The following is a 23097-nucleotide window of genomic DNA, read 5'->3' as shown; positions in this document are numbered from 1 at the left end:
AATTTTTTGGCCATACTTACTCTGGTTGCCCTGTTTTAGGCGTAACCTGATGGTTGGGCGTCGCATTTTGCAAACCGGAAACAATCACACTATCTTGAGCATCGAGGCCTTTAGTAATAGCCCTTACCCCATTTTCTAGCCCGCCAAGTGTCACGCGTTTGGTAAGCACATAATTGTCTTTATCAACCACAAGGACATAGGGGCCAATTTGATCGTATTGAACAGAGGTGTCAGGTATTGTTAATTTTGGAGAAGGTTCAGATATCGGTACCCGGACTTGCACAAATAAACCAGGCACCAGGGGATATCCCTTGTTAGGTAACAAGGCGCGAAACTCCATGGTTCCAGTTGAAGCGTTTAAGCCAGTATTTACAAAATCCAATGTCCCCTTATGAGGAAATCCTTTTTCATCTTGTAAAGCCACTTCAACAGGGATTTTGACCAATTCCATTGGTTTATATCCTCTCTTGCGCGCTGCATTTCTAATCCTGATTAAATCCAGTTCATTTAAATTAAAATAAACGTAAATAGGGTCGATTTGTTCTATGGTAGCCAAATCCGTTGCGGCACCATGCCCAACCAAATTACCTACATCGACTAAATGTCTACCCATCCGCCCATCGAAAGGAGCTGAAACATGGGTATAACCATATGTAATTGCGGCGTTTGTGGCATCAGCTTCCGATTTATCTACTTCCGCCTGTGCTTCTTCAACTTTTGCTTTCCATTTTTCAACACTGTTAAGAGACGTGGCATTTTGTTTATACATGCGTTGCTGTCTGGCATACTCTGATTTAGCATAGGCATAATTTGCTTTTTGAGCTGCTACCTTGGCTTCAGCAGCACGCAGTTGCTCAAGATAGGGCTCGGGTTCAATAATAAATAATTCCTGATTTTTTTTGACAAAAGCGCCGTCAGTAAATTTTATGGCATCCAAATAACCTTCAATCCGTGCCACCAAATCTACCGATTGAAATGCTACTGTATTGCCTGTCTGGGTAACGTACTGTCCCATTTTCATTAATTTGGGCTTTTGAACGATTACAACTGGTGGTGCTGGGGTTGCTACCTGGGTTCTTGTAAAATGGTCATATACTAAATAAACAAAGACAATACCAAAAAATACAATTGCTACGGTTTTAACTAAATTTTGTTTATTTTGAGAGTTCATTCTCATCACCAGGTTGGTAAATATAGTTGTTTCATTCGTTGTCCATTAGAATCCGGAGGCAAATGATTTTCCTGCTTCAATAAACTACCCCAATTAGTACGGGCAGCCATTTCACTTTTTATTTGATTTGAAACAATATCATTCTTGCCTCGTATTTGCCAACCGCCTCCAAGTGAGCGGTATAAGCCAACCAGAGACAAAGCCAACTCACCTGTGGCATTAACCAGTGAAGTTTGTACTCGCAATTGTTGCTGTTCTGCATTCAATACAGTGGTGTAATTAGCTTCTCCTTCCTTGTATCGTACTAAAGCAAGCCTTGTTGATTCTATAGCAGAGGCATTGGCTGTTTTAAGTGAAGAGACTGTTTTTTGCCCCTCAACATAGCGCGTAATGTTATCTTGGACTTCCTGCTGCACTTTGAGCACCAAATTAAGATAGTTAAGCAATGCTTGCTGGAAAGCAGCATCTTGAGCTCGTACCGCATTCGTGATTTGACCATAATTTAATAAAGACCATCCCAGTGACGGGCCTGCGACTATATTGCGATTAGACCAGTTAAATATATCACTAATAGTAGAATTGCCAATATTATTTGAAGCAAAAACAAAAGTCCCCACTAATGAAAGTGAAGGATAAAGATTAGCCTTCACGGCGCCAATTGCAGCTGATTGGGCTATAGCCTCCATTCTGGCTTGATAAACATCCGGCCTTCGCGCTATCACTTCTTTAGGAATTCCAACTTCCACTACCGCTGAAGCTTTTGGTATTCCTTTATTTTTTTTAAGCAAATCATCCACTTTATCGGGAGTGGTACCAAGTAATACAGCCAAAATATCTTTTTGGTGTTGGAGGTCACTCACGTATTGGGGCAGTTTTGATTGAGTTTCCGCAAGTTCTGTTGCCGCTTGTTCCACATCCAGTAAACTGGTTTGACCACCATAATAACGATCCTTTGCGATTTTAAGACTCATCGCCTGCACCTGGATATTAGTTTTTGTTACTTTGATTAATTCTTCGCTGGTACGGATTTTAATAAAAGTACTGGCAATATCTGACGTGAGAGTAACCAATGCGGAATCATAAGCGGCCAGAGAGGCAAGGAACAGGGCATCATTAGATTGAATCGCTCTTCGGTATTTTCCCCAAAAATCAAGTTCCCAGCTTGCGGAAAATCCGAGGCTGGCTGTTAAAAAATCGGGGGGTAGAAGCCCTTGTAATTGATTGCCCCCGATTCGATTGTAATTATAATCTCCCACCATAGCTTGTTGCTGGGGATAAAGCTCCCCAACTGATTGAGCAAGTTGAGCTCTTGCTTGTAAAACTCGTACTCCTGCCATTTGCAAGGAGAGATTGTTGTGATAACCGTTATCGATTAATGCAGTTAAAGTGGGATCATTAAAGACTTTCCACCAATTCGCATTTTGAAAAGCGGATTGTTTTATTGCAGGGCTTGAAGTAAGCCAATAATTGGCCGCATCTTTTTTAGGCTCTTTAAAATTTGGCCCGACCAGACAGGAGCTTAGAATCAAACAACTTAAGAGAGCAAGGATTTTCAACATGTATACTAGTATTTCCCTATCTGTTCAAAAGCAGCTTATGTAGATTGAAGATGGATTTGAACTATTGGTTCATCAATCATCAGATATTATCTATGAATACTCAATTGGACAAGTATCCTGAAGAAACAAATTCTTACTAATTGACCAACCATCTGGTGATTCGACCTGCCTGAATTTCTCGCTCTAATATTTAGAACTCTGTCTCAATACGTACCACTTGATAAGAAGGACTTTCATAGGGATGAGCTTTTTTTAAAGCTGCAACCACATCTTTGATTCTCTCTCTGGCACAAATCGTTTCCACCTTGTATTCAGGCACTTTTTCCAATTGATTAATTTCTCCAATAAATGCCTGACTACCTGGTAAAGGCATAAACTGGCCTTCACCTAAAGTTTGCCAGGCACAATGGTTATAATTATCAACATAACCTGCCCCTGCCGCAAAAACTGCATTTTTTACTTCGTTAAGATGAGTTTCTGGAACATGAAAATACAACATATACATGATAGCTATACCTCCCTTGATATTAATTACCCCACAAGATAGAAATGCCAGTAATTATCGTAATTCAGGAGAGGCAAAGGAAGCATCCGGGGTAAAATTTTTCTCTTGATAGGCCAGAAACAAAAAACCCACCACGCCAACAGCTAATGTCAAAGGAATCACCCCAACTCCATAAACAAAAGCGCGAGCTACATGTGTCCCCCCATACATATTGACGACATAACCAATTACAGAATGAAAACCATACCCAAAGATCATAATAATCATATTGGCAATTGCAGTAGTTAACCCTGCAAGATTATCGGGGACATAAGTGGATACTTTATAAATAGCCAAAATTTGATAAGAGCAACAAATACCAACCAGGATAAAACTTATTGTTATACTGGGAACAGTCAGAACACCTCCGACAAGCATAGCAAATACCAGAAACATAACCACGCCTGATGCGATGATAGTTCCAAGATAATAGCCTGTTTTTTCTGCAATCAGACTTAAGACAGGGGCACCAAAACACATGCCAATATAAATCATTGATGGAAGATAATTCGCCGCGTTGGTATTCAAATTGTATGCCATTTTTAAAAAGCCAGAGCCCCATACATCAGAAAAACCTTCCAGTGGTCCCAACATCAATCCCGCAAAACAACACAACAGGATCACTTTACTATTACCAAAAACCATTCTGATATTAGAAATCACGCTATCCTGGCGAGAAGGCTGTGCATCGGGAACAATCAAATAGGTAATACCAGCCAGCACTATTCCTATGCCTACAAATATTTCCACCACCATTTTATAACCCATAAGTTGGCACATGTAACTTACAGGGCCGCCACCATATACCGCGCCAACAAGTCCTATCATGACTGAAAAACTCAACATCCTTGGAAAATGTTTCTCCTTAAAAGTCATGCGTATTATTTTAAATGTTCCTAAAATGGCAGCCGATGAACCTATACCAATCAGGGCTCTTCCTATCACTGGATACACCCAATTTTCAGCAAACAAAATGGGAAGTAAACCTATCACGGTCAACATGATGCATCCTGTCATCACTTTTCTTGGGCCAAAACGATCGAGCATAATCCCAATAGGCAAATGCATCAAAGAATAACCAATGTAATAAATACCGGAAAATTGCCCAAAAATTATGGCATCAATGTGAAATTGCTGAGTAATATCATCCAGCATAATATTGGGCATAACTCTCAGAACATATTGGTATGCGTAAAATATGGATACTATGACCCATACAAACCAGGCTGTAACTCGTGAAACAGACATAATCACCCTCGGAAAAGCAAATAAAAATACCATGAAGATCAAATAATTATCACAAAGTATTTTATCTTACTTCCCTTGAAATTGGATTGCAAAAAACAAAATAAAACCCTCTTTTTTGATTTTAAATTCTAATTTAATAGATTTTTTTGGAATATAATTCTATATTAAGAAATATCAATGCCATTTTCATTGCATAAAATATGATGCTCGATCGTACTGATAAAAAAATACTTGAAATACTGCAAGCAAATTGCGAAATCAATAACCAGGAATTAGCTGACCTTGTGGCCTTGTCTCCTTCTTCCTGTTTGCGCCGAGTCAAATTATTAATAGATAATGGTTATATCAAGAAACAGGTCGCCCTGCTTGAGCCAGAAAAAGTAGGGTTAAAATTGACCGTTATTGTTTTAGTAGGGTTAAACAATCACCAACCTGAGGTTATGAATCAATTTGAAAAAACCATACAACTTTTTCCGGAAGTCATTCAATGCTACTTGATTACAGGCCAATCTGCTGATTATTTATTGAAGATAATTGTGCCCGATTTAAACGCTTATCAAGCTTTTTTATTAGGCAAATTAACCCGTATCAATGGCGTTGCAAGTGTTCACTCCAGCTTTATATTACGCAATGTTTCTGACACAACCGCCCTGCCCCTTGATCATTTGGATTAGGGCATTGTTCTTCGAATATTAAATTATTCAATAAATACTAATTCGAAAGTACCTGGTTCTACCTATAAAATCGAAAATTCTATAAAAAATAGATAAAAATAGAACAAATTTAGTAATTTAATGCTTATTTTTATAGGTTTTAATCTGAATTTGAATTATAATTGCTGACCTAATTTAAGTTAAATTGGAGTAAAAAATGTCAATGACTCTCTCGTTAGGTCAAAAATACGGCTCATTCTTTTGGGGATGTACTAAATTTGCTGTTTCCCCCTATACCAATACTTTTCTATCCATCGTCAAATCGAAAGAGGTTGAAGAAGCAGATTGTTTATCCAGGGCTCTTGCTGCCAGCATTGTCTGCGGAGTTCTCACTTTTGTTGTTCCAGTATTACCAGTTCTATGTGCTTTTACGTTTACCCTGTCTTCAATAGCCATGTTGCTTGCGGTAGCCAGTATGTTCGTGACTTATCCGATTGCAATACTCGGTGATGCACTATGCGGACCAGAATCGTCTGAAGATTACAACTATTCTTTTGCTAATCAGTTTTAAGACAATTTCATTTTAAAGAATCTCTAAGTATCAATAATCAGTAAGAGTATTTTTAAACTCGTAAAAAATACTCTTCCTGATTGATATTGAGTTAAAATGAACCTTGTCATCACTTATTGCCCAATGAAAAAAGCTCTCAATTTACTTATTGTGAAGCATATATGTTTGATATGCTTAAAAAGCATATGTTAAGATATGCTGATTTTGATTCAAAAAGGTAAAAACATGTCTAAATTCCCGTATAAAAACCCTGAGACACTTCGTCAATATTTCCGAGGAAAAAGCCTGGAACAATTAATAGAAATTAATCTCTCCTATGGGCCTCATTTTGAAAATCTGGAAAACACAATTGATAGACTAACTCAAGAGATATCCACTCGTGAAGAAAAACTATCCGTACTTTTAAAAGGACGGGAAGAGCTTTCTCAAAATTATGAAAAAATCGTTATTGAACAACAACAATATGAAAACAATCGCTCATCGATTATGGGCGATTCTTGTACTGGAGCAGAACGCTATTTAGCACTCAATGCTCTTGGGATGTCACCACTAGATCGCTACTATAGCAATAGCAACAGTTTACAAAATGAAATCGATGCGACATACAAAAAATTAAATGAATTAAATTCTCATCTTGCGCTGTCGAAAAATCAAAGATCAAAAGCTGTTTCTGAGTTAAAAATATTAAACCCCATTATCGATGAAAAAAGAAGAGAACTCGAAGTCGCTCCTCAGTTTACATTGACTTAAAACTAAAAATTGATAAGCCTAACCCGTATTAATCTTAATTATAATCCGGGTTATTATCCCAATCATTCAATACCTGTCCTATTTCACCTTGCCCTGTCTTACTCATCATCCATATGCAAGGAGTTTATTTTCAGCTTGTTACATGCATCCAGAATTTCCCTTATACAATCCCCATGATCATCGAGGTAATGAAAATCATAATTCATAAACACATCATGATGCTCAGTATTCAGCGTACATTGGGTATGGGTACTTGACGCAATTTTTTCCTTATCAAAAATCTCGATCTTATAAACGACACTTCCTTCTTTATATATGCGACATTCTGTATCCTTGTCATCCAAAAAGGCTACATGTAAAAAACCCATGTTAAAACACGGGCAGGCAAATAATGCGCTTGAACTGACGAAGAAAAAAAGAAATAAGGCAAAGAATATCTTGCTATAGTGAGCTTTAGTGGTTTGCATATTCTTCCCTGATTAACTGTCTTTTGTCTAATTGTAGACCATTATTAGTCTATCAGGACTTACGATAAACCCCAAGGTCGAGGCAAAAAATGCTTTTAATGAGGGAATTTATATAAACTAAATGAACCGAATTAAAAGCATTTTTTAACAAAGAGATTGGGGTTTATTGTAAGTCCTGTCTATAATTTAATAAAAAAGATAATCTTGACAGGAAGCTATTATGTTAAGTTAGGCACTTATCTTTTTTATCATTGCAATTATTGCAGCCGCTTTTGGATTTGGCGGCTTTGCAGTGGCTGCCGCTGGAATTGCAAAGATATTATTCTTTCTATTTTTGGTGATGTTTGTCATATTTCTTATTATGGGATTAATCCGACGTAGTGGACCTCCTCCTGTTTAGCCAAAATATGAAACTCAAACGCCTGGTTGAATAGTATAGATTATTGTGACTTCCCACGCATGTCGATATCCCAAATATCGATAACTACATTATTTTCTGTAATATAGAACTTATCATATAGGTTTATTGTCGGATCACAATGCGGAACAATAAGCTCTAAAACATCACCATTTTGCAGAAAATGCTCCCCTCCTTCACAAGAAAATACCTTGCCATGCTCATCTCCAAATCCACCCCAGTCATAAACCAGTCCTGGATGACTAATAATCTGGGGTTTATGATGAGGATCGACATAAATCGATTTCGTTCCAGCATCAACAGTAGCGTGCTCTTTAAGATTACTGCTTATCACACTCGTTAAAAGAGTCATCGAGTTTTTAAATAGAGGAAATCCTGATGGATGAATTTTTGAACCGATTGCACCATATTCAACATCCATTACAGCATATGAGCCAGGTTGAATTTCCGTTACTTCGCTCGCCTCGACATCAATATCAAAAGTACCAGTTCCGGTACCGGTTAATATTTCACAAGGAAGATCAGCATCTCTAAAACTCTGAACAATCTTGCTGGCCATTTCCATAATGCGTAAAGAAAATGCTCTTCTTTCTTCATAGTTTTGAATGTGCTGCAAATGGCCTGCATAACATTGAATTCCTTTGAGTTTGAGCCAATGCATGCCATTGATAAAATGCCCGTATTCCAGTGCTGTCTCGGGATGAATGCCTGTTCGACCAATACCTGAGTCTATATCAAGCAAGACGTGAACTGGCTGGTTTAGCAACTTACCAAGCTCATTAAGCATGTGAATATTATCCTTATTATCCACAACTAGCATTAAATCAGGTGCTGATTCAAGACAATTGAATAATCTTGAATACTTGGCCTCTGATACAATGGGTGAAGTAATCAAAACATTTGTAATTTGTTTGGATACCAATACTTCGGCCTCTGATAGTTTGGCGGCAGAAATCCCTATTGCTCCATATTCAAGTTGTAAACGTGCGATTTGAGAACATTTATGAGTTTTACAATGTGGCCTTATTCCTATATCCCATTTTAAGCCATGTTGCTGCATCTTTTTTAAGTTATATTTCAGCTTTTGATAATCAATTACAAGACATGGCGTATTTAACTCTATCTTATGAAGCCCGATGTATTTTTCTTTCATGAGATTATTCACTCACAATGGTCGACAAATGCGTTTTATGACATAAATTACTTGTGCTTACCATTAAAATATTTTTTAAAAACCTAAGCATCATAATGCTCAAAGACCAGCATAACTCTGCAAAACTAATTTCTATTGGCCGAATCCCAGGATCCTGTAGTTTATGCGTTATTTGTTTTTTACATCAACCATCATTTTTCTCTGATTCAAATCATTCTATTTTGTGATCAATGAATAATTTTTAGCATTTGTTATAGGATATTGCCCTTGCACAAAAGAAATTTTATCACCTCGATAACTCAAGACAGGTTAGCAAATCAATGCCCCTAAATAATTAAATACAGAAATGTCGCTTATGCGACATATCACCTCATTTTTCGATAACCGCAAAAGGATAAAATTTAAACATTAAGATTAAATGTCACCCTTTAGAGTTCGCTTTTAATGAGGTGTGCCATGAAAACCAAACTAAACAAATCAACCCTTTTTAAACAAGGAAATGCTAGTGAGCTTTTTGAATCTTTTATTCAAAAAGTCGATAAAAATGCTCAGCCTAATCAAAAAGATTGGGAGAGAGTTGCGTATATTAATATTAATAACAGCATGGAAAATCATTGCGGTTACTATTTTGCTTCCTCACCAATTAAGTCACCACTTGATAAGAAAGCAAAATCAATCTGACGATGTTGTTTTTCCCACACTTCAAGCAAAAACAGCACCCTTACATTGCAACACGCTTAGAGGAATTTTCACTAATTGATTCTTGTTGCTTAATGATTTTATCCATTTCCTGCTCAAAGAGGATGACATCATCAAGAATGAAATTGCGTTTATGAGATTTCGAATACTCTATATATCTCTGAGCAATGCCTTTGCACTTTTCTGGCGTATATCTTTCATCACCTTCAAGTCCTTTTTGGTACATTTGGGTGAGTGCTCTCGCTACTCGTGGACCAGACTGCATGTATTTTCGAACATACGGGTTTAGTTCTGTAGGGTATGGTTTGGGGCTTACATCCTCAGATACCTTAAGCAGAGTATGTTTCGAGAATTGACTTAATACCCCCTTTTGAGGCTGTTCAGGATTAACTTTCTCCTCAGATGATTTGGTCAAGGACAAATCTTCTTTTTTCTGAGATATTACAGGACTATACAATCCAAATTTAGCTAACCCTGTACTGATTTTATTTTCAACCATAAGGGCTGGAATACATTCGAGAAAATTGGAAAAAAGAGTACCAAGCGACATCCTCAAGGCGGGTTCTGATGCCAATTTAGGTGTTGCTTTGCCTAGAAGCTGAAAAAATAATTCGATTTCTTTTTGTTTCGTAACAGCAGTTGCGCTGGTTTTAATAAGCTCTACCTGCTTCATCAAATCGCTAAGCCAATCACTTATCAAGGAATATTTTTCTACCCCAAGCTCTTTACTGCCATACTCTGACTGCATCTTATCCAATAGTTCGAGTAATTTTTCTTCTTTGTCGGTTAGTTTTGATGTAAATATCGAATCAGGAATGATAGAAGTCCAATGAGTATTGCCTTCATTATTTAATATCATTTCCGGACATCCCGCATCATAGGACGGACTTGTGCCATTTCTATGAACATGCAAAATAATTTCATGATCATAGACAAGCTCAATTCTTCCCTCATGGTTACGTACCATGCGTTCACCTTGTATGGCACGATGTAAAACCATCAGCGTTTCTTCACTACCCCATACGAACTCTCTTCGAAGATGCTCTCTATATTCATCAAGATGTTTTTCATTATCAGCTAATAAAAAATCTATCGTTTCTTTTCTTAGGATATTATCTAAAATAGTCGCCTGATGAACCTGGATCTCTTTTTCAGTTAAGCTTTGCTCTTTGAGTTCCTGTTTTTTACTTTCCCATTGACGATTGAATTCTTCTATAACAGCAGGCGTTCTTGTTAAAATATATTCTTGAAGAGCATCTAACAAACCACTGACCTTGTATATCTCAGCCTCAGTATAATCAGGATTGGAGAAATCATTGTCTATTAACAAGACCAACTCTGATTCATTGATTTGTAGAGCGCGTTTAAAACCAAATTCCACAGCATAATGGAGGGATGAAAATATAGGCGTATCATGAGGTGACGATTTGAATTCAATTTTGGTATGTTCCGCTGCCAAATCTCTGGTTGCTCTGCCAAGAATGGGTTCTATAATTGTTTTTATTTCTTCACGCGTAAAGGCCCTATCATGGTCTTTGGATAATAGTTTTCGTAAACTAGCTCGACCTTCTTCCTTTAATCCTAATTTTTTAAAAATATCTTCAGTAATCCTGACATTATTTTTTGCCCGCAAATAATACATTAATGAAATACTGTAAGCATAATACAAGCAATTGCCTTTACCACTATTATCCACATTAAACATATTGACTCCTTTTTGTAAATTTAAAATCCTTACCACGTTAATAGTCTTTTATTGCGTTTCCTCCTTGGCTTGATTTTATTATTTGAAAGATTCATGAATTTTTTTCTGGTAATGGACTGATACTCAGTAATACAAGTGAGTAAATCGATAAGTTTTTGATTTGATAAGAAAAAAATTATTTTAAGGATGAATCCCGAGTCAGTCATTTGAAGCCGGTGACCAGGGAAATTGGCTTGCTGTGGGGTAATATTGTTTATGATTAAATCCCAACAAATTGACACAACATTAATCCCTTAGTTTTTATTTGATATAAAATGCAATGTATACGATCAAAATGATTCGTGCAATACTTTCATCTCATTTTCCAATCAGTAAGTGCGATTAATACCAAGGTGATTTTGATATGGAAATCATTGGGTTAATTTACAGGGAAAACTGGCTATAAAACCAACCACAGCCAACAGGTACGCATAAAAGAGCTTGCATAATACTCTAAAATATCTGTAAACCAGCAATCTCTTATTTTGGATATTCTCTCAGGAGTTTGCTTATTATTCTCGTAGAAGTACGTCTAAAGTGCTCGATATCGCGCATAAGAAGCAGCTTCCCATTTACCGTAACTTATACTCCCATCTGGTGATTTATGCCCAAGATATCGAGCATCTTGAGTTAACTCTGAATGGCTATAAATAACTGTATCATCATGTGCGGAAAAAAATAAAGCGAACGTGAAACGCTCTATAGAACCTGTGGTTTTCTTAACTAAATGTTTCGTGGCACGGATTGTATCATTTGAAGCGAGCTGCGCAAATTCTCCAACCTGAAACAACATAATTGATTTATCTGAGGCATCAATTTTCTCGAACTGATCACTATTCGAAGGCATGATATAAAGCCCAGCATTTTCTGGCTCATCAACTTCTACTCCATTTCTAAAATAATAAGCAGGCATCAGTGCTGTTAACACTCCATGATCTAGATGAGCGCCGCACCAATTGGGATTTTGTATTTCATCAACTGCTAAGTAATGCAACATCCGCCCATAACCCACTAGATTATTAAGTGGGAGTCCAATTGATTCATTCAATCCCATAAAATTTAGAATTTTTTTACCGGTATTAAACATCAGTTCACCCAATGCCAAGTAGGGTGTTTTTAAATCCATCTCGTTTGGCCATTTGTTTCGTTTATGATCAGGGACAAATGCGTAAAAAGACATTTTTTTATCATCTCTTTGCCATTGGCCGTTTTGATCTAAAAACTGTTCTGCACCTAATTCATACCCTTCAGTCAAACCAGCATCGCGCTCAGGAGCATATTGCTTTTTAATTGACATCCCTAATGAAGAAAAATGTCGTGCGGCTTGAAGATAGTCTCTTGATTTTTCGATAAAATGAGGCACATCTCTTACCCCAATAATCCCTGTCATGCATAATGCAGTTTGAATTCTATCTTTGATTGAATCATTATGAGTATCGAACAGATCTTTGTATGAGATGATATCGAGGCTCATATTTTCTTTCCTTATAATAAATTATGATCATGTCACCTGGTTCCGAGAAGAATTAGTGTAATGCAACGCATTACACTGATATTGATGGACTCCGCGTTTCAACATCCATCATATCCTTAGGTTCTGTATCGGTTAAAAACGATTGTTGTCTCAATTCTTCTGCAAAAAAACCTTGATATCCATAACCTTTATGCAGTTGGTTAAGTGTCGACCAAATTTCATTCATAAGGTCTTTATAATTCCGTGTAGAATATAAGTCTTCTGATTCTATGCTGCTAGCAATCTCATATTTGATTTTATCAAAAACAACCCTAATACCATTTTTCATTCGTAATGTTGATTTCATTTCTGGACCTTGCAGTACTCTAGCTACTTTATCAACAATATCGACATCAACAATGTATTTTTGGCTAGGAGGAAAAGGGCGAAATGGTGCAAAAAAATCAAAAAAGATTTGTGCTTTGGTTTCTTCATCGACCAAATCAACAAGTTGATTAATAATTTCATTAGCATCAATAGATCGTAATGGCTCTGAAAGCTCAGAGTAATCAGAAAATCCTCGCAATCTGGCATCAAATATAGTTTGGCATAAGGGATTTGCGAGTACGCTTGATAGGATACTAAACTTTGAAAAATGTTCTTGTTTATAGCTAAAGCTACTAAGATCAAATAGGGTTATTGCACGATTCAAACCCGCTAAATCAACATGTTGCGATAAATAATTTACAATACTGGTTAAATCTACTCCGTTTTTTAGTGCACGCATCATAAACTCTACACAATCCAGGGGAATTTTGGTGGAAAATAAAAACGTTACCACATCGGTAGAGAGAGAAGTTTGGCTGGAAAGAGTATCAATACTTTCTTGCAAGTCAGGTAGATAGTGATTTGTGATCAAATAATTGAGCATGGATTTGTTCAAACATTTAAGATTACTGATCAAACTAATGAGGGCAGTTAATTCAGATACATGAGAGGAGTTATCAAAGATACGGCTTACTGTTTCTTCATCAAGTAATCCTGTACCTGCATTATTTATTAAATGTAATAGTTGAGACAAATATTCCTGCTCTTCAAAATCTAACTCAGTAAAAAGATTTGGAAATTGTTCAAAACTTTTTGGAAATTTTACCTGCCAGTCCTTTAACATAATCACTCTCTTTAAAATGATAAAAAATCAATCATAAAGTTAACTAGATTAAACATCCCAAGTCAAGAATATAAACTGGTTGATTAAGATGATAAATCCAGCCAGTTTAACCAAGTTTGAAAATGGCTGGGACTAAGACGCTAGTTTGATATTCAATTACAGAAATAGCTAAGCCCATTACCAGTACCCTTTTGCTCAACACCTTCAGATGAAACCATAGTGAAAAATCCAACTGTACCTCTTCTGTCAATTCGATGGGGATGAATTGATGTCGGTGGTGGCTCGTAGCTTGATTCACAATCGCCTGTGTCGATTTCTAAGTTCCTAAATTTCTTACATTTTGTGGATGGTGTAAGCGATAGCTTTTCTCCAGAAAAAAATGAAGATACACTGAGCGTACGTTTCAGTAATTTAGGTTTCTTCTCATCTGAATGAAGTTTTGATATAGGATGTAAGGGATGAGCGGGATGAAAAAAACTCTCTGAATAAACCAGTGGACTTAGAGTACCAATAAGCTCTTCGGAAATAAGTTTTAATTTTTTAACATCTTCTTGTACCGTAGCAGATAGCCATTCCCATAAGTGTGCCAATTGAAGGTTGGCTGTTTCCATACTAAAATGCTTCACCTCATCATCAAGATAGCCATAACGAAATCCACTAAAATGAATTCCTAATGGCTTTAAGGCAATCATCACACGTTCTAAATGCTTTTTCTTATCGTCAAGCATCGCAACATGGCGAGGAGTGCGCCCTAATCGCTCAAAAAACGCGCTTAAATTTTCCCCTTTATCACCCCCAGCACAAAAAATGACACCACCCTGACATGATGATCCATCATTAGGTACAATGCTGTTACGCGAAAAATCGACCCCCATATCAGAAAGTTGTCTCAATGTCTGGTGTCGAATCGTATATCCGCGTGCAGTTAATCCAATAATGGGTACACCAATATCTTGTAGTGCTTTAATGAGGCGAACTATATTGGGTTCTACTGCGGTTGTTCGAACAAAATGCTGTGCCGTATTATAAACCGACATCAGCGAAGGCTTAGCAATGTCCTGATTAATCTCTTTTTGTTTGACGTGAGAGAACAATCCCTCAAACCATGCATCACCTCCAAATGCAATCCGAGGTGTCATGACGGTATTATCTAGATCTAAAACCAACCAAGTATCAAAATGAATGTCTTTTAACGCTTCACGAAATTTTTTAATTTCCTCAATTTTTTGCAACATCATTATCTCCTTATAATACAACTACAGCAATACAACTACATCATTACGGAATAGAAATCGCCGGGTCTAATACCCCCGGCGCAATAGAGAAAATTGATTATTTGTAGCGGGCTCGTTTTGTATTATGTTGATGCTCCCTTTCGTCATCCTCGGCTGGCCGTTTGAAAAATCCATGTCGTTCTAACCTAGGATTATGATGTTGTGCTTTTTTAGAAGCTTTATTCTTCGGTTTCACATCAATCGATTCTTCTTCCGTCTCTGAATCCTCTTCCTCTAAGTCCTCACTACGATCCTCGGATTCGATTTCTTCTTCATCGGAACCTTCTGAATTATCTGAGGAATTAGCATAATACTCATCATCTTCTTCATTCTCAGGTAGATCCTTATACTTCTCTTCCATTTCCACAATTTTTTGCTGCCAGCGTTTTAAACCAGGCAACATATCCTTTGTTAAACCCACATCTTCGTTTTCTTTACCTGAAAATATAGAAGCTCCTTCTTCTTCATCTGATTCAATAATAAGCCGCCTTCTTTTAGGCTTTGCAATCTTTTCTTCGGTTTCTTTAGGAAGTTGATTGAAAAAACTTGAAGAACTTGGTCTTATAGGGATTGGACAAACAATTTCTGGATGACTTTTAAGTGGCGCCTCACTTGCTAGCCTTAATTCTCGAGCATCAATTGGTTTCTTTGCAGGAGATCCAGAAAATTTTTCAGCCACAGACTGCAACCAAGTGATAATTTTCATGAATCCATTATTTGCTAACTCTGCCTGCATCTCATAAGAGATGATTTGTCCGAGTGTTGCTAAACTTGGTGGAGTTGCTTGATTTAATGCCGCATAAGCCCTTATACCTGTTGATGCAACCCAATATCCACATAAACCTCGGTTGAATCCCTCAGCGTTAGGAATAACCGAAAGAGTAGCTACTGTGGGTAATTGACTCGCTAAACTGGTAACATATTTATTTCCTGATGCTTGACCTATTGGATCAAAAATGAAGTATTGATTATCACGACCGCGAATTAACATAATCCAATGGCCAGAAACTTTGCTTTCTCCCACATCGGTTAATACAGGCATAAAACCTTGATGGTTCAGTGCATCTAAATTAAGCGTTAAATTTCCATTATAGATAGAAGCACTAACCATTTCTGAATACCCCATACGGGCAAAGAGAGCATGCATTCCTGATTGGGTTAATTCCATTTCTTCTACATATAATTCTGATTTTTTTGGCGCAGGGATATGAGAAAAAACTTCCAGTTCTTCATCAACAAGCATCTTATCTGATAAATCCGCGGACCGATCGTGAGCAATGTGATTACGTTTTAATAACTTGGCGTGTTCTTCGGCTGACATATTAGGAATAACAATTTTTGACTTTGAAGCCAGAGAAATCACATGCCTTTTTTCTTTATTCCCTTCCATGGCACGAACAACATCGTGAATATTGTTAATTGGTTGGCCATTAACTTCTTTAACAATTCCACGAATATGCTTCTCATAACCTTGAGTTTCCTTACAATTGAGGATGGTATTAATCACAACAATTTGCTCATTGGGTTTTTTCTTAGGCGCATCAGGTAAGGAGCAATTTTCTTCAACTAAATGCATTTCTTCGAAATCACACCCATTTCCTTCCATGTAATTACGGGTCAGTGGAACAAAACAAATTCCCGAGTTAATGTAATAGGTCGGCATTTTGTCGTGTTCAGGGACTGATACTTTTTCTGTATCACCCAAGATCGTATCTAAAATAACATCTACCTCCAGTTCCTCAACAGCATCAGTATCAGGCTTCCTACGTAAAATGTTGAGTCTAACGCTATCGCCGATGAATTTAGACTGAGTCACATGAAAATAATCGATGCAATTTCCGATCCCTGGAATATCTACAGTTCCTTCATTTGATATGGGTAATCCATCAATAGCCAGTATGATATCGTCTGGTTTTAATTTGGTGTATGCATCCGATAAATTATCCACTTTTAAAACGCGAATACCCGATTTTTTACCCATTTTATAAAATTCACGTTCACTTGGGTTTTCAATTTCTTCTGTAACAATTGGAATGCTAGGGAATCCACGATATGGCTTACCACTTAATGCCTCTGTTAGGAAATGCTGCATAATTGGAATAGGGATGATATAACTTAATCCTTGATGTCCACCATATCCCTGGAAAGCAACCCCAACGACCTTTTCGCCTATAAATACTGGTCCACCACTATTTCCGGGGTTAACTGCTGCATCAACTTGAGCTTGCAATAAATTTTGGCCACTCATAGAATAACCATCAACTTGAATACGCGAGACAATTCCTTTTGAAAGGGATATTTCAGTTCCCCCCATGGGAAAACCAACAACCATAATTCGATCTCGCAAACTCACCATTTCACCCAATTCAACAGGTTCGACAAGATCATTAAACTCAGGATCTTCAACCTCTAATAAGGCTAAATCACACTGATATGAAACGCATTTGACTTTTGCTTCATATTTTTTAATACGATTATTTGCTAATCGTACTTGCAAAAATGTTGTGTTCTCCGCAACATGAGCATTGGTCATTATATATTTTTTGCCTGAAGATGGATCTTGAACTATAAAACCGGATCCTGAACAAGAAGATGACTCTGGACCTCGCCAAGGATTATCATAATCAGCCACAAAAAAGTCAGAGTAAATTTGCACTACTGATAGTTCATGCTGATTTTGAGTAGGGAATTTGATGCGTTTTTTTGGAGTTTCTCTCATATCCTCATCGTCACTATCCTCTTCTCTTCGTCTTTTTTTACCATTGGACGAACTTGATTTGTCAGGGGCTGTTTTATGCTTGGATTTCATTACCTGGTCTTCATGAGCAGCACGTTTTGATTTTGGTGCGCTCATTTCAAGCTCAGCATCATCCTCATCGCGTATTCTTTTACGATTCAAATCATCAGATTGGGAAGAAGCGGCTTTTGGTTTTGACCGAGCTATTACCGATTCATCTTCCATCTCAATATCACGTTTTCTTTTCCCACCAACTGTCTTGGTAAGAGAAGTGTCTTGGTGAGAAATTGAAGTGGTTTCAGTATGACTCTTAGCTACTTGTGTTTTTGTTAAGATAGATCCTGTTTCTTTGGATGAAACAATCGCAAGGCCTTCATCACCCTTGGATTTGTTGCCTTTCACTACCTGCTTACTCACAGGCTCAATCTTATTCAGAATATTGTAAGTTATTGCAGTTCCTTGAGCTAAATCCGATGCTTTCGCAAATAATGGGTAGGTTAAAAACGGATCGATTTTTTGCATCAACTCTACATAGCGTTCTTTTATTTTAATTCGTACACTAAAATCAATATGCTTAACCAATTCTGAATCAAGTAACATCTCAAATTTAGGTTTAATGGTTAATAATGATTCTGGGGCGTTTATAGCAAACCATTTGACAGTTCGCTCTAAAATCATCATCTGAGTATTCGCCCATTTTGGCGCGGCACCTAAATTCTCTTTTTTTTGCGGGTCCTGATCCATTGGCATTAAGGACCAACCATAAAGATGCAACCACTCAGGACGATAACTATTTTTGAAAAAATTATCCTTAATGTCAGCCTCAAAAGCGCGCTTTAGACGTGCTTTCATATCCGGATGAAGTTCATCACTCATTTTTTCAAAAAAGTGTTCATAAGCATCACGAGCTGACTCCCCCATAACCGTATTCTGGTCAGGAGTTCTTGTTTTAATGAGATCACGTTGTGGGACAGAGTCATGATCAATCTCTAATTCAGACCCACCTTTTGTGACCTGACCTATTTCGGCCAATTCTTTCTCTAATTCTTTTTTAGCTGATTTTTTAAGCTTATCGCTAAATAAGGGTGTTTCTTTAATTGAACCCCAAAAAGGTTGCTTACCTTCTTCAGGAGAAGGAGAAAAACAAACGATTTGAATGGGATCTTCATCTTCCTTTTCCCCAACCTTCCCATAAATGGAACGTTTTCCATACATAGGAGTATGGCCATCGGGTGTTTGTGCACGAAATCGATGCATTCCTCTAAAAGGTTGAATCGCTTCAATATTAATTAAAGGACGGACTTTGGGTGTCTCTTCATTCTCGCCTTGTGGTAACTCATATTGCAGCGCAACAGTTTTGTCATCTTCCTTAGTGATCACAGCATGTCCTATTTTTTCGCTATTTGGTGCATAACGAAAATGCTCATTCTCTGCAAGGAAAGAAAAATCATGTGCTGTAAATTCTTTGGTAGTTTTTGAATCTGGGTAGGGGTGAGAAGTTTCTATTCCGCTTTGTTGAACTTTTTTGCTTTTTTTCAGGTCGCTTTTATCCTTAGAACCTTCATCGATATCCATTTTATCGTTTGGCATAACTAACTCCTTCGTAAAGATAAGGTAAATCCATTACATCTCTTTGCTAAAAAGCAGCGAGTTATTGTTATCAGAAACAAATTTGGGTGTAAAGATATTTTTTATGAATCAAATTTAGACAGCGATATAATCTAATTGATTAAATTTAAGCTAAAAATGGTTGATCACAAATGCCAAGTTCTTGTTAAATCAAAAAATATTAATTATGAAATAAAGATCAGATCAGGTTCGACATACAGCTTTTTATTATCAATTTTAATTAACAACTGAGCAAATAGTATATATTTATTTCATATAAAATTTTAGTCTTTTGACATAGTACAATCATGATTGACCTTATATGGAAATCATTGATTTAATTCACAGGAAAAAATTGGCTTTAAAAATAACCAAGGGCAACATGTGTTGACAGGATTGCCATAGTCCTGTATATATAATATACAAATTAAATTTTTTGTGATTATTCATGTTCTACACTACTACACCAAATCAGTTAAATAAAAAAGCAAGCTTTGTACAGGCTTTTGCTTGCTTTTTTTATTTTAGCTTTTTCAGCCCTGAGCTGGGTGGTAGGTAGGCAATACTAACACTCCAACCCCCAGCTGAGTCTGGGGGTTTTTGATACCCAAGATCCCCAGTCTAATAAGGGGGTTGGGTACAAAAGAGGAGTGTGAACGATGAACCATCAATGTCAAATTCATCATCCATCTAAAGCGCTTTCTGGCTTGAGGAGGATGCGATGAGTTATTCCATCTTAAAAAAACTGCCACCAATAGAAAAAATCATCCGGGAATTGCCACTATCCCACCCCGCCTATCTACAAATTGCTCAAGACCGGCAAGAGATCAAAGCTATTTTGGAAGGGCGAGATAAACGTCTTTTGATGATAGTTGGTCCTTGCTCAGCATGGCCTAAAAAAGCGGTATTGGAATACGCTGAGCGTTTGGTACAACTCAACAGCAAAGTAAAACACGCTTTAAAATTAATCATGCGCGTTTACATTCAAAAGCCAAGAACCACCAAAGGCTGGACTGGGCCGGTGAATCAACCCGATTTATTTTCAACTCCTGATATTGAGGCAGGTATAAAATATACCCGGGACATGATGATAAAAGTCATTCAAATGGGGCTCCCTATCGCTGATGAAGCTCTTTTCACCCATAATGCCAAAGGATTTCTTGAACTTCTGTCCTGGGTTGCAATAGGCGCCCGTAGTTCAGAGGATCAAGAGCATCGAATTTTTGCCTCCGCCCTTGACTGTGCCGTAGGATTAAAAAACCCTACACATGGTTCACTCGCTGTCGGAGTAAATAGCCTGGTTGCATCACAGCATCCTCATGTTGCTGTCTTCGATGGCTATGAAGTGCAAACCCATGGTAATCATCATGCTCATCTCGTTCTGCGTGGTTCAAACCAAGCTCCCAATTACTCCGTTTCTCATCTGGAGGAAGTTATGTACTACATGGGCATGCATCAGATAGTGAACCCTTCTGTCATTATTGATGTTAGCCATGACAACTGTCTGGTGAATGGGAAAAAAAATCATCAGCTACAACCAGAGATTGCATTTAATATTCTGGAAAGCATCAAAAACAGACCTGATTTAAAACAACTGGTCAAGGGATTCATGGTAGAAAGTTTCATCAAAGAAGGTAATCAAAAATTAGATTCTACCAATCCCGATAACATTGATTTAAGCGGGTTATCCGTTACCGATCCTTGCCTCAGTTGGGAGAAGACAGAATCGTTCCTGTTGGAGCTGGCGGAGAGGGAAGCATTATGAATAATCTCGTTGAAAAAAAAGAAGCCCTTCGCTTTGGTGTTTCAGGGGATATTGGATCATTTTCGGAGGAAGCGGCTTTGCTTTATGCCAGGAAAAAAGGCCTTAATGCCCATCTCGTTCATTTGCTAGATATGAAAGGCGTTTTAAATGCCATTGAGAATGAAACGATAGAGCTGGGCATATTACCCGTTGTTAATCTTTTAGGGGGATTGGTAAAGCCAGCATTTCAGGCTATGGGCAAATATTCCTTTACTCCCATCGATGAGATTTGGCATGACATAAATCAATGCCTGTTGGTTAAAACAAATACTCAAAATCATAAAATCTCACATATTGTGTCACATCCTCAAGGCTTTGCCCAATGCAAAAAATTCCTGGGAAACAAATTTAAGAATGCGAAAAAAATAGAATGGATCGATACAGCAAAAGCAGCAAAGGATTTGGCAGAAGGAATATTGCCACCCCATGCCGCAGTCATTGCGTCGGCACGTTGTGCACCACTTTATGATTTAAAAATCAGTGCGAGAAATATTCAGGACAGCCATCTGAACAGAACGGCTTTTATATTAGTTAAAAAATAAGTGATAAGATCCCTATCCGCTAAGGAGTTCATCATGGGAACGATTGAAGAACTAAGAAAACAAATTGAGCAAACTGATGCAGACATCATTGAAAAGTTGGCTCAACGCCAAGAGTTGGCCAAGCAAATCGGTGCTTTAAAGGCTAAAGAAGGAAAAAAAATTATAGATCGCCTGCGCGAAAAAAAATTGTTTGAATATTATGACTTTTTATCCAGACAATATCACTTGCAGCAGGATTTCGTGAATCAATTATTCAAGATAATTATCTCAAACTCAAAAAAGGTCCAAAAATAATGAACCATTATGAAAAAATGAGCTTGCTAAAAGATTCCGCAACAGTTGCCATCAATTCTCTAGCCCAACAAAAAATAAACGCGGGAATCAAAATTCATAATCTCAGTGCTGGAGAACCCAAACTGCCACCCCATCCCTCCATAATAAATGCCGTCACACAAGCTATGGAACAAGGACATACCCTTTATCCTCCAATAATGGGGATTCCTGAACTACGTCATATGGGCTGTGAGTGGATGTATAGATCCTATGATTGCTCATTCCAAAATGAGCAATGCCTGGTTGTGAATGGCGGAAAACTTGGCATTTATTTACTCATGCAATTATTACTGCAGCCTAACGACGAAGTCATTATTCCTTCTCCCTACTGGGTTTCCTATCCAGCCATAGTTAGCCTGTTTGGCGGCAACCCCGTGCCAGTTGAAACGACAGAAGCCGAAGAATGGAAACTAACGCCACAGGCACTGCAAAAAGCGTGTACCACAAAAAGTAAAATACTCATTCTGAATAATGCCACCAATCCCACCGGAGCTCTGTATACCCAGTCCGAGCTGATTCACTTATTGCAAATTGCCAAGAAGCATAATCTTTTAGTGATCTCTGATGAAGTTTACAGCGAACTGACCTATGACGGGCATCATTACGTATCCTGTGGTTCTTTACCCCAGTTTCGGGAGCGTGTCATCATCATTCAAAGCTGTTCAAAAAACTTTTCCATGACCGGGTGGCGAGTAGGTTTTATTTTTGCCCCGGAAATATTCATCAAACCTTTAAGCGCCCTGGTCAGTCAAAGCACTAGTGGAGTGACCACCCTTAGCCAATGGGCCGCTGTGGCTGCGCTGCAAGAAGTAAATCAAGTCAATATCTGGGTTCAACAAAACATGGAAAAAAGAAGAAATTGTCTCGTCCAGACCTTGTATGACTATTTAGGATTAACCATAACGCCCCCAGTTTCATCACTTTATGTTTTTCTTTCCCTAAAGACTCTCGGCTGCAAAAGTCAAAACTCCGGAGAATTTTGTAAACAAGCTTTGGATGAGGCAAATATTGCCCTGGTACCGGGAATCGCCTTTGGTAAAGAGGGTTATGTCCGCTTGTCTTTTGGAGGCAGTGAAGACGATTTAAAATCAGGTCTCTATGCTCTGGCACAATGGCTACATAACTGATTAAAGCAATTGATTACTCTCCAAGAAGCATTATTAGAACTACAATATAACCTGTTTCTTTTATTTTACTG

20 protein-coding genes are annotated in these 23097 nt (G+C 37.7%); 9 read left to right on the top strand and 11 right to left on the bottom strand.

The window, feature by feature from the left end:
* Positions 1-16: 16 nt before the first annotated feature.
* From OQI99_RS14565 to OQI99_RS14550, 4 genes are all read right to left on the bottom strand, one after another.
* Positions 17-1171 carry an efflux RND transporter periplasmic adaptor subunit gene (locus OQI99_RS14565; RefSeq protein ID WP_061513345.1) on the bottom strand — a complete coding sequence of 385 codons (1155 nt, stop codon included), beginning with the start codon at positions 1169-1171 and terminating at the stop codon, positions 17-19.
* Between the two features lie 5 nt (positions 1172-1176).
* Positions 1177-2730 (bottom strand): efflux transporter outer membrane subunit, encoded by a 1554-nt coding sequence (locus tag OQI99_RS14560; RefSeq protein ID WP_061513346.1) that lies wholly within the window; start codon positions 2728-2730, stop codon positions 1177-1179.
* A 190-nt stretch (positions 2731-2920) separates the two neighbouring features.
* A complete protein-coding gene (locus tag OQI99_RS14555; RefSeq protein ID WP_061513347.1) occupies positions 2921-3235 on the bottom strand; it encodes a hypothetical protein in 315 nt (104 codons plus the stop codon).
* A gap of 54 nt (positions 3236-3289) precedes the next feature.
* Entirely contained in the window at positions 3290-4522 is a 1233-nt protein-coding gene (locus OQI99_RS14550) for an MFS transporter (protein WP_265732247.1), read from the bottom strand.
* 200 nt (positions 4523-4722) lie between these two features.
* On the opposite strand from OQI99_RS14550, the gene OQI99_RS14545 reads away from it, so the two are divergent.
* The 3 genes from OQI99_RS14545 to OQI99_RS14535 all read left to right on the top strand — a co-directional run bounded on the left by OQI99_RS14545 (position 4723) and on the right by OQI99_RS14535 (position 6496).
* A complete protein-coding gene (locus tag OQI99_RS14545) occupies positions 4723-5196 on the top strand; it encodes an Lrp/AsnC family transcriptional regulator (protein WP_011216399.1) in 474 nt (157 codons plus the stop codon).
* 196 nt (positions 5197-5392) lie between these two features.
* Positions 5393-5746, top strand: coding sequence for a hypothetical protein (locus tag OQI99_RS14540; RefSeq protein ID WP_061513350.1), 354 nt, complete (start codon positions 5393-5395; stop codon positions 5744-5746).
* Between the two features lie 225 nt (positions 5747-5971).
* Positions 5972-6496 (top strand): hypothetical protein, encoded by a 525-nt coding sequence (locus tag OQI99_RS14535; protein ID WP_265732246.1) that lies wholly within the window; start codon positions 5972-5974, stop codon positions 6494-6496.
* Positions 6497-6594: 98 nt separating this feature from the next.
* Here OQI99_RS14535 and OQI99_RS14530 read toward each other — a convergent pair whose 3' ends face one another.
* Positions 6595-6963, bottom strand: coding sequence for a hypothetical protein (locus tag OQI99_RS14530; protein ID WP_265732245.1), 369 nt, complete (start codon positions 6961-6963; stop codon positions 6595-6597).
* A 238-nt stretch (positions 6964-7201) separates the two neighbouring features.
* Between OQI99_RS14530 and OQI99_RS14525 the strand changes: the two genes are divergently transcribed.
* Positions 7202-7363 (top strand): DUF1328 family protein, encoded by a 162-nt coding sequence (locus OQI99_RS14525; RefSeq protein WP_265732378.1) that lies wholly within the window; start codon positions 7202-7204, stop codon positions 7361-7363.
* Between the two features lie 40 nt (positions 7364-7403).
* On the opposite strand, the gene OQI99_RS14520 is transcribed toward OQI99_RS14525, so the two are convergent.
* The gene (locus OQI99_RS14520) at positions 7404-8534 is read right to left on the bottom strand and encodes a DSD1 family PLP-dependent enzyme (RefSeq protein WP_265732244.1); all 1131 of its coding nucleotides are present in this window, start codon (positions 8532-8534) and stop codon (positions 7404-7406) included.
* A gap of 456 nt (positions 8535-8990) precedes the next feature.
* Between OQI99_RS14520 and OQI99_RS14515 the strand changes: the two genes are divergently transcribed.
* Complete coding sequence (locus OQI99_RS14515) at positions 8991-9215, top strand: hypothetical protein (RefSeq protein WP_265732243.1); 225 nt, start codon at positions 8991-8993, stop codon at positions 9213-9215.
* Between the two features lie 40 nt (positions 9216-9255).
* Here the strand turns inward: OQI99_RS14515 and OQI99_RS14510 are convergent, their stop codons facing one another.
* From OQI99_RS14510 to OQI99_RS14490, 5 genes are all read right to left on the bottom strand, one after another.
* Positions 9256-10974 carry a hypothetical protein gene (locus tag OQI99_RS14510; RefSeq protein WP_265732242.1) on the bottom strand — a complete coding sequence of 573 codons (1719 nt, stop codon included), beginning with the start codon at positions 10972-10974 and terminating at the stop codon, positions 9256-9258.
* Positions 10975-11509: 535 nt separating this feature from the next.
* The gene (locus OQI99_RS14505) at positions 11510-12451 is read right to left on the bottom strand and encodes a hypothetical protein (protein ID WP_265732241.1); all 942 of its coding nucleotides are present in this window, start codon (positions 12449-12451) and stop codon (positions 11510-11512) included.
* A 70-nt stretch (positions 12452-12521) separates the two neighbouring features.
* The gene (locus OQI99_RS14500; RefSeq protein WP_265732377.1) at positions 12522-13601 is read right to left on the bottom strand and encodes a hypothetical protein; all 1080 of its coding nucleotides are present in this window, start codon (positions 13599-13601) and stop codon (positions 12522-12524) included.
* 152 nt (positions 13602-13753) lie between these two features.
* Positions 13754-14836, bottom strand: a complete 1083-nt coding sequence (locus OQI99_RS14495; RefSeq protein ID WP_265732240.1) for a DUF2608 domain-containing protein — start codon at positions 14834-14836, stop codon at positions 13754-13756.
* 97 nt (positions 14837-14933) lie between these two features.
* A complete protein-coding gene (locus tag OQI99_RS14490) occupies positions 14934-19202 on the bottom strand; it encodes a PDZ domain-containing protein (protein ID WP_265732239.1) in 4269 nt (1422 codons plus the stop codon).
* 739 nt (positions 19203-19941) lie between these two features.
* On the opposite strand from OQI99_RS14490, the gene OQI99_RS14485 reads away from it, so the two are divergent.
* From OQI99_RS14485 to OQI99_RS14470, 4 genes are read left to right on the top strand one after another with little or no spacing between them, the layout of a single operon-like run.
* Positions 19942-20985, top strand: a complete 1044-nt coding sequence (locus OQI99_RS14485) for a 3-deoxy-7-phosphoheptulonate synthase (protein WP_265732238.1) — start codon at positions 19942-19944, stop codon at positions 20983-20985.
* Complete coding sequence (locus tag OQI99_RS14480; protein WP_265732237.1) at positions 20982-21566, top strand: prephenate dehydratase domain-containing protein; 585 nt, start codon at positions 20982-20984, stop codon at positions 21564-21566. Before OQI99_RS14485 ends, OQI99_RS14480 begins: the two co-directional genes overlap by 4 nt.
* A gap of 33 nt (positions 21567-21599) precedes the next feature.
* Entirely contained in the window at positions 21600-21860 is a 261-nt protein-coding gene (locus OQI99_RS14475; RefSeq protein ID WP_014844677.1) for a chorismate mutase, read from the top strand.
* Positions 21860-23026, top strand: coding sequence for a pyridoxal phosphate-dependent aminotransferase (locus OQI99_RS14470; RefSeq protein WP_265732236.1), 1167 nt, complete (start codon positions 21860-21862; stop codon positions 23024-23026). The genes OQI99_RS14475 and OQI99_RS14470 overlap by 1 nt, the downstream gene beginning before the upstream one ends.
* Positions 23027-23097: the final 71 nt, after the last annotated feature.

Origin of the sequence: Legionella sp. PATHC039 (assembly GCF_026191275.1) — a bacterium.
Taxonomy (GTDB): Bacteria; Pseudomonadota; Gammaproteobacteria; order Legionellales; family Legionellaceae; genus Legionella; species Legionella pneumophila.
This window is presented reverse-complemented; position numbering and strand designations above follow the sequence as displayed.

What these genes read in the sequence shown, in the direction of transcription:
- OQI99_RS14515 (WP_265732243.1), top strand. Translation starts at nt 8,991, where the DNA reads ATGAAAACCAAACTAAACAAATCAACCCTTTTTAAACAAGGAAATGCT.
- OQI99_RS14545 (WP_011216399.1), top strand. Translation starts at nt 4,723, where the DNA reads ATGATGCTCGATCGTACTGATAAAAAAATACTTGAAATACTGCAAGCA.
- OQI99_RS14550 (WP_265732247.1), bottom strand. Translation starts at nt 4,522, where the DNA reads ATGTCTGTTTCACGAGTTACAGCCTGGTTTGTATGGGTCATAGTATCC.
- OQI99_RS14500 (WP_265732377.1), bottom strand. Translation starts at nt 13,601, where the DNA reads ATGTTAAAGGACTGGCAGGTAAAATTTCCAAAAAGTTTTGAACAATTT.
- OQI99_RS14555 (WP_061513347.1), bottom strand. Translation starts at nt 3,235, where the DNA reads ATGTATATGTTGTATTTTCATGTTCCAGAAACTCATCTTAACGAAGTA.
- OQI99_RS14520 (WP_265732244.1), bottom strand. Translation starts at nt 8,534, where the DNA reads ATGAAAGAAAAATACATCGGGCTTCATAAGATAGAGTTAAATACGCCA.
- OQI99_RS14505 (WP_265732241.1), bottom strand. Translation starts at nt 12,451, where the DNA reads ATGAGCCTCGATATCATCTCATACAAAGATCTGTTCGATACTCATAAT.
- OQI99_RS14540 (WP_061513350.1), top strand. Translation starts at nt 5,393, where the DNA reads ATGTCAATGACTCTCTCGTTAGGTCAAAAATACGGCTCATTCTTTTGG.
- OQI99_RS14535 (WP_265732246.1), top strand. Translation starts at nt 5,972, where the DNA reads ATGTCTAAATTCCCGTATAAAAACCCTGAGACACTTCGTCAATATTTC.
- OQI99_RS14485 (WP_265732238.1), top strand. Translation starts at nt 19,942, where the DNA reads ATGAGTTATTCCATCTTAAAAAAACTGCCACCAATAGAAAAAATCATC.
- OQI99_RS14490 (WP_265732239.1), bottom strand. Translation starts at nt 19,202, where the DNA reads ATGCCAAACGATAAAATGGATATCGATGAAGGTTCTAAGGATAAAAGC.
- OQI99_RS14470 (WP_265732236.1), top strand. Translation starts at nt 21,860, where the DNA reads ATGAACCATTATGAAAAAATGAGCTTGCTAAAAGATTCCGCAACAGTT.
- OQI99_RS14560 (WP_061513346.1), bottom strand. Translation starts at nt 2,730, where the DNA reads ATGTTGAAAATCCTTGCTCTCTTAAGTTGTTTGATTCTAAGCTCCTGT.
- OQI99_RS14495 (WP_265732240.1), bottom strand. Translation starts at nt 14,836, where the DNA reads ATGTTGCAAAAAATTGAGGAAATTAAAAAATTTCGTGAAGCGTTAAAA.
- OQI99_RS14530 (WP_265732245.1), bottom strand. Translation starts at nt 6,963, where the DNA reads ATGCAAACCACTAAAGCTCACTATAGCAAGATATTCTTTGCCTTATTT.
- OQI99_RS14565 (WP_061513345.1), bottom strand. Translation starts at nt 1,171, where the DNA reads ATGAACTCTCAAAATAAACAAAATTTAGTTAAAACCGTAGCAATTGTA.
- OQI99_RS14475 (WP_014844677.1), top strand. Translation starts at nt 21,600, where the DNA reads ATGGGAACGATTGAAGAACTAAGAAAACAAATTGAGCAAACTGATGCA.
- OQI99_RS14480 (WP_265732237.1), top strand. Translation starts at nt 20,982, where the DNA reads ATGAATAATCTCGTTGAAAAAAAAGAAGCCCTTCGCTTTGGTGTTTCA.